Raw genomic sequence first — 10,133 nt, 5'->3', positions numbered from 1 at the left:
CTCATGGTGGCAGGTTGGTGAGTGCGCCGGTGGGTGAGGCGTTGGGTATTGAGTCTGTGGGGGTTTCGGAGGTGTTGTGAGGTTCGTGGTGGTGGGGGTGGCACACCACCCCCACCACCATGTCTTCTGTGGTGCGCTCAGACCAACAGGTGAACGAGAGACTGCTTATCGTCTTGAGAACAGAAGGCTGCCTGCAGCGCATTGCGCTGGACGGCTAGGGCGTCGTCGCGGTTCCAGCAGAGTGCCTGCGAGACCAGCGATATCTCTCGAGACGTCGTTGTGCGGCTCATGAGGCGGTTATCACAGCTCACCGTGACATTGAATCCGGCAGGCCACAGCGTCGATAGCGGATGCTCGGCAACCTTGTGACAGATACCGGTCTGGGTGTTCGACGTTGGGCACACCTCCAACGGCACCTGATTCGACAACACTCGCTGGGCTGTCGGGCCCCATTCGGATTCGTTGTGGTCCTCAATGATCCGCACCCCATGGCCGAGACGCTCTGCCCCGTGATCAAGGGCGTCGAGAATCGACTCCGGTCCAACGGCCTCGCCGGCATGAACAGTGAGGTGGATTCCGGCCGCTTGGATGCGCGTGAGTGCGTTAGTAAACGGAGCCAGCGGAAAACCATCCTCCGGCCCAGCAATGTCGACGCCAACGACTCCCGGGGCATGGTTGACAGCGAGATCCACCACATCTTCAGGGACGTCGAGATGCCTCATGAGGCACAGGATTTGGCGGACAATGATCGTCGTGCCCGACCGCGATGCAGATTCCATCCCCTCTACTAGGCCGGCCTGGACGGCCTCGGTGGCCGCTACAGCGGTTAACCCACCTGCCAAATGCTGTTGGGGGGCCCACCGAGTCTCAGCGTAAATAACACCGTCAGAGGCCATATCTGCCACGAATTCCCGTGCGATGCGCCGGAGAGAATCAGCATCCTGCATGAGGGAAACGGTTTCGGTGAAGGTGCCAAGGTAACGGGTCAAAGAGCCGGAATCGGCTGACTCAAAGAACCAGGCGGCGAGGTCCTCGGGCGTGCGTGCGGGGAGGGGGCGGCCTCGTTGCGCGGCGAGTTCTAAAACTGTTGTCGGACGTAGCCCGCCATCCAGATGATCGTGCAACACGACCTTGGGGAGATTCATCGCTGTGGCCGAATCCATGTGTTGGATTCTATCGGCGCCGCACCGAGGCAGGAGTGCGTCGGACCGCAGTCTGGTGACCAAAAATCCCGAGTGGAGGGTGGTCGGGGCGCCCTGGTGATCCGACGTGTCGGGAGCTGACAAAAATGGTTCAGGGAATCGGATAGGGGTACTGGGCGAAGGCCGGGCACGCGTACGAGGCCCCAGACGCACGCCGGCCCGGGAGGTTGAGTTTCCTCCCAGGCCGGTTTACGTCAGGCGCGCTTGTCGAGCGGCACGTAGTCTCGCTTGTCAGCCCCAGTGAAAATCTGACGTGGCCGCCAAATCTTGTTGCCTCCGGTCGCAACCTGCTCCCGGTATTGGGCGATCCACCCGGGTAGACGTCCTAGGGCGAACAGTACGGTGAACATGTTCATCGGGAAGCCCATGGCCTCGTAGATGAGCCCGGTGTAGAAATCAACATTCGGGTAGAGCTTGCGCTCCTTGAAATAGTCATCGCTCAGCGCGGTTTCTTCGAGTTCCTTGGCGATCTCGAGAAGATCCTCTCGACCAGTATGGAGTTCCATAATGCGGTCGGCGTGCTTCTTGATGATGGCGGCGCGTGGATCGTAGTTCTTGTAGATTCGGTGGCCAAAGCCCATCAGCTTGATGTCCGATTCCTTGTCCTTGACCTTGCGGACGAACTCTTTAGTGGTCATACCGGAGTCGCGAATGAACTGCAGCATCTCGAGGACGGCCTGGTTTGCGCCACCGTGCTTCGGACCGGATAGGGCGTTGACGCCTGCGGCGACCGCCGCGTACATGTTGGCACCCGACGACGCCACCATGCGGACCGTCGAGGTTGAACAGTTCTGCTCGTGATCAACGTGCAGGATGAGCAGGGTTTCCAGAGCGCGGGTGATTTCGTCATTAAACTCGTAGGGTTCCGTTGGGAAACCGAAGCTCATTCGGATGAAGTTCTGGAGGTAGCTCAGGGAGTTGTCGGGGTAGAGGGTTGGCTGGCCCATCGAGTTCTTGTAGCCGAAGGCGGCCAGGGTTGGAGCCTTGGCGATGAGGCGAGTGGTGGCTGCCTCGATTTGGTCGGGATCTGTACCTGAGGACTTCTGCGAGAAGGTCGACAAGGCCATGATGCCTGCGGCCAGTACCGGCATTGGGTGGGAGCGTCGGGGAAAGCAGCGGAACAGGTCACGCATCCGCTCGTCGATGAGGGTGGTACGACGGATACGCTCCTCGAAGCCGTCTAGTTGGGCCTTGCTTGGTAGTTCCCCATAGAGGACAAGGTAGGCGGTCTCAAGGAAGGTCGACTGTTCAGCGAGCTGCTCGATCGGGTAGCCGCGGTAACGCAAAACTCCCTGCTCGCCGTCGATGTAGGTGATTTGTGACTCGCAGGATGCCGTGTTGACGAATCCCGGGTCGATCATGACGTTGCCGGTCTTGTTGAGCAGACCCGCGATGTCGTAACCCACCTGGCCGTCAGTAGCGACAACCTTGCTGAAATCGAGGTGGGTGTCTTCGTCGACGAACCTTGCGCTCGAACCCATCGTGCGTTCCTTCCTGACGGCCTCGTCCGGACAGTCGCCGGTGGCCGGGTATACGTGTGGCACTGCGGGTTCGTTCCCGAGCGTCACCACGGTGTGAACTATGACACAACCCAGGCTACGGCTAGCGGAAGCAAATCACCAAGAAACCGGCATATTTCTCATGGCTGAGGCGTGTTCAGGGCTCGGCTGACAGTTTTCGTCACTGGGGGCAGCTAAACCCGCACTCGGTGAACGCGCGTAGGGGCGGCCCGCCCAATGGCGAACCGCCCCTACGAGGCGTGGGACTCAGCCGAGGATGGTGTAGGTGATCTGAGCCGTCCCCTGGCTGGTATCTGCGATCCTGGCGAACGAAGCACGCGACAGGTCGACGCAACGACCGGCGACGTACGGGCCACGATCATTGATCCGGACGACAGCCGAACGACCATTACGAACGTTGGTTACGCGGATGCGGGTGCCCAGCGGCAGAGTCTTGTTGGCGGCGGTCATGGCGCTCGGATTGAACTGCTCGCCCGAGGCGGTCGTCTGCGGCTCGTCGTAGAACGAGGCAATGCAGCGGCCGGCGACGCGACCGGAGTTCCTGTCCGAGTCACCGTTGCTGGAATCATGACGCGGCGGGCGAACCTTGTCGCGGCTGGTATCGCTCCCCGTGTGCTTGTTACGAGAAGGAGTGTCCACCTTGGCGGCTGGGACGTCGCCGGTGAGGTGGGTGCGGTATGCCCAGCCGGTGTGACCGTTGGCGCGGATTTGGACCCAGTTGCCGTGGACTTCGCCGGTGGCGCGGGCTCCGGTCCCTTCGGCGAGGGCGGTGATGGTCCTGGCCTTCGGCGAGGGGGCGGTGCGCATGTTGACGCCGCTGGTGGTGTGGATGGGGGCGTCATCCTTGGCTGGCCTGCTTGGCTTAGCGGGGGCACTGGGCTTAGCGGGCTCAGCGTGTTTGATGGGTTGGGCGGCTGGGACGTCGCCGGTGAGGTGGGTGCGGTATGCCCAGCCGGTGTGACCGTTGGCGCGGATTTGGACCCAGTTGCCGTGGACTTCGCCGGTGACCTGGACGCCTGCGCCGCTGGCAAGCTGGTTGATAACTTGCCCGGACGGCGAGGGGGCAGTGCGCACGTTGAGCCCGCTGGTGGTGTGTGTGGCGGCGTTGTCAAGGGCTGGACGCCTCTGGCTGCGGCTGGTCGAAGAATCGTTCTTGGTGCCCGTCTTCGGCTTGGCGGGGGTCGCAGGTGCTTTCCCAGTGGTGAGGTAGCGTCCGTAAATCCATCCGGACTTGCCGTTGACGGAGACCGGGACCCAACCGCCGTCGGGACGTCCGGTGACCTGCACCTGTTGACCGCGCTCGGCAACGGTGAGGACCTTGCCTGCACTAGCAGAGTCGCCACGGACGTTAACCGGAACAGTGGCGATCATGGTGTCGGGAAGGGAATCGGAACCAAAGTGCACCGGGAGGATGTTCTTCTCGGTGAGGAATCGCTGGTAGATCCAGCCGGTGGTGCCATTGACGGCGACGGGGACCCACCCGCGCACCTTCTCTCCGGTGACCTGCACCGACTGGCCTCGTGCTACGACAGTGAGCACCTTGCCGGAGTTGGCGGAGGTAGACCGCACGTTGACGTCCGCGGTCGTATACATCGTTTGCGTATTTGCTGCGTGCGCAACCGAGCCAATAACGGCCGGTGCAACAACGCCGATCCCGGAGGTGAGGGCGATGGTGGCGGCAGCACCTCGGACTGAGCGCTTGGGGCGGATCACGGTGTGACTTCCTCTCGCCGTTAAAGGCATCGGGGCTTCGATCCCGGCGTTTCCGGGACGGATGGGACATTAGGAATTCACGGCCGGTTGCCTCAAAGACGTTGAGGGTTTGAGCGTGTCGCGTCGACTGGCGGTATGCCACCGCCGATGGTGGCCAAAACCGCGGAATGGAGCCAAAAGGAGCCGTCAAGCGGCGGGTACGCCCTGATATGATGAAACCCTCTACCTTGCATCGAGGTAGAGGGTTTCGCCAGGTATGAGGGGAATGACTCAGACTGCGCTGAGCTTTTGCCAACTGCTCCAGTCATAGCACCAGCAGCCGATGCCTTCGCTTGGCTTGAACTGCCGGTTCGAACCTGAATTGATGACGGGATCACCGGCGGCGCAGAAGTTGTACAGCCACTTGGCGGCCTCGGTGGATAAGCCGACGCAGCCATGCGAGACATTGGCGCTGCCCTGAGAGCGTTCGGACCACGGCGCGGCGTGGATGAACTCACCCGTGTAGGTGACGCGCATAGCGTACTTGACCTTGAGGTGGTAATAATCCGAGCTCCCTTTAGGGATGCCAACCGTCGAGGAGTCCATGATCCTGGTGGCATTGCGCTCGATGATGACTTTGGTACCAGATCGAGTAGTGGTGCTTGCACCGGGCTTACCGGTAGTCACCGGGATAGTGCGCACAATTTTGCCGTTCTGGAAGACGTCCATCTTGTGCTTGTCGATATAGATCTTGACGATTCGCGCATCGCCGACCTGGAAGGAGCCCTCAATGTCGCGGGTGGCCCAGCGGTGGCTAGAGGTTGGCAGGCCGGTGAGTTTGCCGCGCACGCTGACCTTTGTGCCGGCCTTCCAAAAGTCCTTGGGGCGCCACATCAACTGGGAGTGGTCGAGCCATCCCCACGATCCTTCTTGCTTTGGGGAGACATCGATTTGCATGGCCTTCTGGATGTTGGCGCGCATGCCAGCGCCAACGACCTCGTGCTTGAACTTGATGATGACAGGCATGGCGATGCCAACCGAGGCGTCGCTATAGAGCATCTCGACGACGTTGACGTCGCCATCAACGCTCTTGATCTTCTTGGTCGCCGTCGTCGTCGAACCGGCATGGGGATCGGTATTCGAGAGGGTTGCAGTGACGGTGTAAGAGGTGTTGAGGGTCCAGGGTTTCGACGGGGTCCACACTGCGTCTTTGAGGGTGCCCGTGACCTCGTTTCCCTCGGGGTCTGTGACCTTGACGTCCTTGAGGGCTCCGTTGGCGACGGCAAATTTCAGCGCATCACTTGGCTGGAGCTCGGTGATCGGGTGATCTGCGGTGATCGTCAGAGCAGCGGGGGTCGGGGTGGGGGTGGGCGTCGGGGCGGCCGACTTCCCCTTGGAGCCAAAACCATCCTCACCAAGGGAGGTCTTGGCGCAGGCGGCGGCGGTCATTGGCAGAGCGACGGCACCTGTGGCCAAAACCGAACGACGGGTGAGTCTCGATGGCACAGTACCTCCATACTTGTGTGCACGAAATGAGAACTCTGGCCCATTTCTAGCGGAAGATGAACGGGACACATGGTACAGCGCGGCACGGACGACTCCCTAAACGCCGATGCGTCATCTGGAACATCGTTCACTGGACGCTGATCGGTGGGATCGGGGGATTGTGAGGTGAGGCTACTCTGGTAGGAGCACCCCTCGTACGACCCGGTCCCGGAGGTTCCTATGCGGAATGGCAGTGATGAACAGCTCGCGGTGCGCAAGCGCCCTGACTGGCTGACGTGGCTTATCGTCGTTGTTGTGACGATCATCGGGGTCGCCATTATCGCCCTCTGGTGGTACTGCTTGCTGGGCTGAGTCAGTCGGGTAGGTTGCTAACTGGCGGGCTGTCCGATGCCAGTTTTCGGGCTTGTCATGCCTTGCAAGTATATACACGCATTCTCACAGAAAGGACGGCATTTCTCGGGCCGTGATTCTTATGCGACTTATTTCAGGAACTCCCGTGAAGGTTACAGCCATCGCCATGGTAGCTGCGGCGAGCGTGTCTCTGGCGGCATGTGGTGGTCACGACGATGGGGCGAAGACCGCTGGCAAGGCGATGAGTGCGTCCGCTAGTGCTACCCCCAGCCCCTCCTCTGATCTGCTTTTCACTAAGGGAAAGATCAATAAAAACGACTTTTCTAGTGCTTTGATCAGCAGTGTGAAGAAGATGACCATGTATCACATGGATGGTTCCACGAACTTCGCAGAGTCGGGGGAGAAGCACACCATCAAGCTGTCCTCCGACTATGACGGTCGTGATCAGGCCAAGCCCAAGGCCCACATGTTGATGTCCGAGCCCGGCGAGGGTAAAAAGGTTGAAGTTGTCGTCATCGGCAAGGATATTTACAAAAAGAGCGGCTCGAAGTGGGTCAAGTCTCCTCACAGTGGTGATGGCATGGGGCTAGCAGACATCGCTGAGACCCTCCGTACATCCAGCAAGGCCATCGATTCAGTGACCTATGTGGGCCAGGAGCCCCGTGGGCACCGGTTCGACGTCGTCCTCGATCCTGCCAAGCTGGGTGGGGGGAAAACGGCAGCCGCCCGCAAAGAGAGCGTAAAAGCCACCTACTGGCTTGACGACTCCAAGAGGGTCGTCGGAATGAAGTTGGATGCGAGTGTTGACGGTAGGAGTGCCGCCATGGACGTGTCAATGTCTAAGTTTGGTGAACCAGTCAATATCCCCAAAGTGTCCTGATAGCTGAACGATTCTGGGCCGTCCTGTCGTCGTGGCGGGGCGGCCCAGACACATCTTGCGGTGCCTAGCATCGGGAGTGTGGAGGCCGGCATGCCCATGCTGGACAGGTATATGAGAATGTGCGGTCAGGCCTGGTGCTCGTTCTCCTGCGCGCGGTGGAGCTCCTCGAGGGCACGGATTCTCTCAGCGTCGAAATTGATACGAGTGTGATCCGCACGCGTAGAAGCCAAGAGGCGGTATAACACCACCATAAATACCACCCAGACCGGAGCGGCGATAAGGGCTCGACGCGAATCTGCCGAGAAACTCAGCATGACGAGGATGGTAATGAAGAAGATGATGCCGAACCATGACATCGCACGACCAGCGGGCATCTTGAAGGCTGATTCGGCATGACGGTCTGGATGCTTACCCAAGTATTTGAGGTAGCAGACCAGAATGAGTCCCCACACCGACAGATAGAGCACCGATGAGACTCCTGCGACGAGGGAAAAAGCATCCATGACTGAGTCTTCGAGGGTGACAAGGACGATGGCTGGCGCAATGCACACTGCGGTGAGGATGAGGGCATTACGAGGAATATGACGAGTGGATAGCTTCGCGAAGACCGGCGGGGCGTCCTTCTCGCGCGCTAGTCCGTAGAGGATTCGAGAGGTAGAGAAAACTCCCGAATTCGCTGATGATGCAGCGGAGGTGAGCACAACGAAGTTAACGATATGGAAAGCAATGAGGATTCCAATAAAGCTAAACATCTCAACGAAGGGGCTTGCCTGTGGATTGATGAGATCCCACGGCTCCACTGCCATGATGACCCCTAGGGCTAATACGTAGAAGATAAGGACACGAGCCGGAATCGAGTTGATAGCTTTAGGAAGATTGTGCTCGGGGTCGGCCGTCTCCGCTGCTGCGGTGCCCGCCATCTCAATACCTTGAAACGAGAAGATGGCGATCTGGAAACCTGCTATGAACCCCATGAATCCGGTGGGGAAGAACCCGCCACGGTCCCACAAATGAGAAAATGACGCGGCCGGGACCCCGCTGCGGGGTGGCTGGAACCCGGTGATTGCAAGGTAGCCACCGACAAGGATTAACGCGATGATGGTGACGATCTTAATCATCGCAAACCAAAATTCCATCTCACCAAAAAGTTTTACCGCGACCATATTGAGACAGGTCAATAGTAAGACGATGCATGTGGCGGGTATCCATTTGTCGAGATGAGGGAACCAGGCAGCCAAGTATCCGCACATCGCGATGGTGTCGGCATTACCTATGACGACCCAACACATCCAGTACGTCCACCCCATATAGAACCCGGCTCCTGGGCCAATGAGGTCTGTTGCGAAGTCGGCGAAGGACTTGTAAGCCAGGTTCGACAGCAGTAGCTCCCCCATGGCCCGCATGACGAAGAAGAGCACTGCTCCGATGATGAGGTAGACCAGCAAGATAGACGGCCCCGCTAGGGAGATAGTCTTCCCGGACCCTAGAAAGAGCCCGGTCCCGATGGCACCACCGATGGCGATGAGCTGGAGATGCCGATTCTTGAGGCCGCGCTGAAGTTGGAGCTCTTCAGTCGGCTCCCCAGTTGGAGCTGTGGCCTGGGTGGCGCTATCTATGTGACTCATCTACCCACTCCCGGTATCGACGGAGCTCCCTGTTCGCGTCGTTGCTGAACAAGGAACCAGCATGAGTTTAGACGATTTAGAGGTTCACCAGGGCCAGTAATCGATAAAAAGACGTTCAGATGTGGCAGGTATCACAGTATGAGGGGCGGCGGGTTGGTCTGTGCTTCTTGTGATGGGATTACTGAGACAGTGGCATGGGATGACGCGTAAGATCAGTTATGGATCAGCGCCGATGCTGACCCCCTCTGACGATGGTGTTGGTGGGTTTAGTGTTAGGAGAAGTGTGATGCGTGTTGGTGTTCCTGCTGAGGTGAAGAATAATGAGTTTCGTGTGGCTATTACGCCGGCGGGTGTTCATGTGTTGGTTGGTCGTGGGCATGAGGTGTTGATTGAGTCTGGTGCTGGTGTGGGTTCGGGTATTTCGGATTCGGATTTTGTGGGTGCTGGTGCTCGGATTGTGGGTGATGTGGGGTCGGTGTGGGATGACGCTGATTTGGTGTTGAAGGTGAAGGAGCCTGTGGCGGAGGAGTATGGGCGGTTGCATGAGGGGTTGGTGCTTTTTACGTATCTTCATTTGGCTGCTGATGAGGCGTTGACGCGTGAGTTGTTGGGGCGTGGGGTGACGTCGATTGCGTATGAGACGGTGGAGTTGGGTGATGGGTCGTTGCCGTTGTTGTCTCCGATGTCGGAGATTGCGGGGCGGTTGGCTGCTCAGGTGGGTGCGAATTGTTTGTTGCAGTCTGCTGGGGGTAGTGGTGTGTTGTTGGGTGGTGGTTCGGGTGTGCGTCGTGGTCGGGTGAGTGTGCTTGGTGGTGGTGTGGCTGGGTTGTGTGCGGCTCGGGTGGCTGTGGGTATGGGTGCTGATGTGACGGTGTTTGATGTGGATGTGGCGCGGATGCGTTATATCGATGAGGTGTCGGGTGGGTGTATTCGTACGCAGTTTTCGAGTCCGTTGGCGGTGGGGGAGGCGTGTGGTGTTTCTGATGTGGTGATTGGGTCGGTGTTGGTGCCTGGTGCTCGGGCTCCGCATTTGGTTGATCATGAGATGGTGTTGGGGATGAGGCCGGGGTCGGTGTTGGTGGATATTGCGGTGGATCAGGGTGGGTGTTTTGAGGATTCTCATCCGACGACGCATGCGGATCCGACGTTTGTGGTGGGGGATTCGGTGTTTTATTGTGTGGCGAATATGCCGGGTGCGGTGCCGCATACGTCGACGTATGCGTTGACGAATGCGACGATGCGGTATGTGGTGTTGTTGGCTGATGAGGGTTGGAGGGGTGCGTGTGGGTTGCGTGGTGAGCTTCGGCGTGGTTTGGCGACTCATGGTGGCAGGTTGGTGAGTGCGCCGGTGGGTGAG

General features: G+C 59.1%; 8 protein-coding genes. 3 read left to right on the top strand and 5 right to left on the bottom strand.

Annotated elements, in window-relative coordinates:
- Positions 1 to 137: 137 nt before the first annotated feature.
- From A5483_RS10895 to A5483_RS10880, 4 genes are all read right to left on the bottom strand, one after another.
- Positions 138 to 1,163, bottom strand: coding sequence for an adenosine deaminase (locus A5483_RS10895; RefSeq protein WP_002549036.1), 1,026 nt, complete (start codon positions 1,161 to 1,163; stop codon positions 138 to 140).
- Between the two features lie 233 nt (positions 1,164 to 1,396).
- Positions 1,397 to 2,683: a citrate synthase gene (locus A5483_RS10890; RefSeq protein ID WP_063811821.1), complete on the bottom strand. Its 1,287-nt coding sequence runs from the start codon at positions 2,681 to 2,683 to the stop codon at positions 1,397 to 1,399.
- A gap of 285 nt (positions 2,684 to 2,968) precedes the next feature.
- On the bottom strand, positions 2,969 to 4,435 hold the full coding sequence (locus A5483_RS10885; RefSeq protein ID WP_063811820.1) for a septal ring lytic transglycosylase RlpA family protein: 1,467 nt from the start codon (positions 4,433 to 4,435) through the stop codon (positions 2,969 to 2,971).
- Between the two features lie 270 nt (positions 4,436 to 4,705).
- Complete coding sequence (locus tag A5483_RS10880) at positions 4,706 to 5,863, bottom strand: L,D-transpeptidase (RefSeq protein ID WP_063811823.1); 1,158 nt, start codon at positions 5,861 to 5,863, stop codon at positions 4,706 to 4,708.
- A gap of 276 nt (positions 5,864 to 6,139) precedes the next feature.
- Between A5483_RS10880 and A5483_RS10875 the strand changes: the two genes are divergently transcribed.
- Both A5483_RS10875 and A5483_RS12505 read left to right on the top strand, forming a co-directional pair.
- Entirely contained in the window at positions 6,140 to 6,271 is a 132-nt protein-coding gene (locus A5483_RS10875) for a hypothetical protein (protein ID WP_002549043.1), read from the top strand.
- 145 nt (positions 6,272 to 6,416) lie between these two features.
- Complete coding sequence (locus tag A5483_RS12505; RefSeq protein ID WP_233501002.1) at positions 6,417 to 7,151, top strand: hypothetical protein; 735 nt, start codon at positions 6,417 to 6,419, stop codon at positions 7,149 to 7,151.
- Positions 7,152 to 7,276: 125 nt separating this feature from the next.
- On the opposite strand, the gene A5483_RS10865 is transcribed toward A5483_RS12505, so the two are convergent.
- Positions 7,277 to 8,776: an amino acid permease gene (locus tag A5483_RS10865; RefSeq protein ID WP_063811819.1), complete on the bottom strand. Its 1,500-nt coding sequence runs from the start codon at positions 8,774 to 8,776 to the stop codon at positions 7,277 to 7,279.
- A 286-nt stretch (positions 8,777 to 9,062) separates the two neighbouring features.
- Between A5483_RS10865 and ald the strand changes: the two genes are divergently transcribed.
- A partial coding sequence (gene ald / locus A5483_RS10860) for an alanine dehydrogenase (RefSeq protein WP_063811818.1) occupies positions 9,063 to 10,133 on the top strand: 1,071 nt, incomplete at its 3' end.

The organism is Cutibacterium namnetense (genome assembly GCF_001642025.1).
Taxonomy (GTDB): domain Bacteria; phylum Actinomycetota; class Actinomycetes; order Propionibacteriales; family Propionibacteriaceae; genus Cutibacterium; species Cutibacterium namnetense.
The sequence above is the reverse complement of the archived record's forward strand: the minus strand, read 5'-3'. Positions and strand labels throughout refer to the sequence as shown.

Excerpts from the sequence above, each read along its gene's own strand:
- A5483_RS10895 (WP_002549036.1), bottom strand. The coding sequence starts at position 1,163 with ATGGATTCGGCCACAGCGATGAATCTCCCCAAGGTCGTGTTGCACGAT.
- A5483_RS10890 (WP_063811821.1), bottom strand. The coding sequence starts at position 2,683 with ATGGGTTCGAGCGCAAGGTTCGTCGACGAAGACACCCACCTCGATTTC.
- A5483_RS10880 (WP_063811823.1), bottom strand. The coding sequence starts at position 5,863 with ATGACCGCCGCCGCCTGCGCCAAGACCTCCCTTGGTGAGGATGGTTTT.
- A5483_RS10875 (WP_002549043.1), top strand. The coding sequence starts at position 6,140 with ATGCGGAATGGCAGTGATGAACAGCTCGCGGTGCGCAAGCGCCCTGAC.
- A5483_RS10865 (WP_063811819.1), bottom strand. The coding sequence starts at position 8,776 with ATGAGTCACATAGATAGCGCCACCCAGGCCACAGCTCCAACTGGGGAG.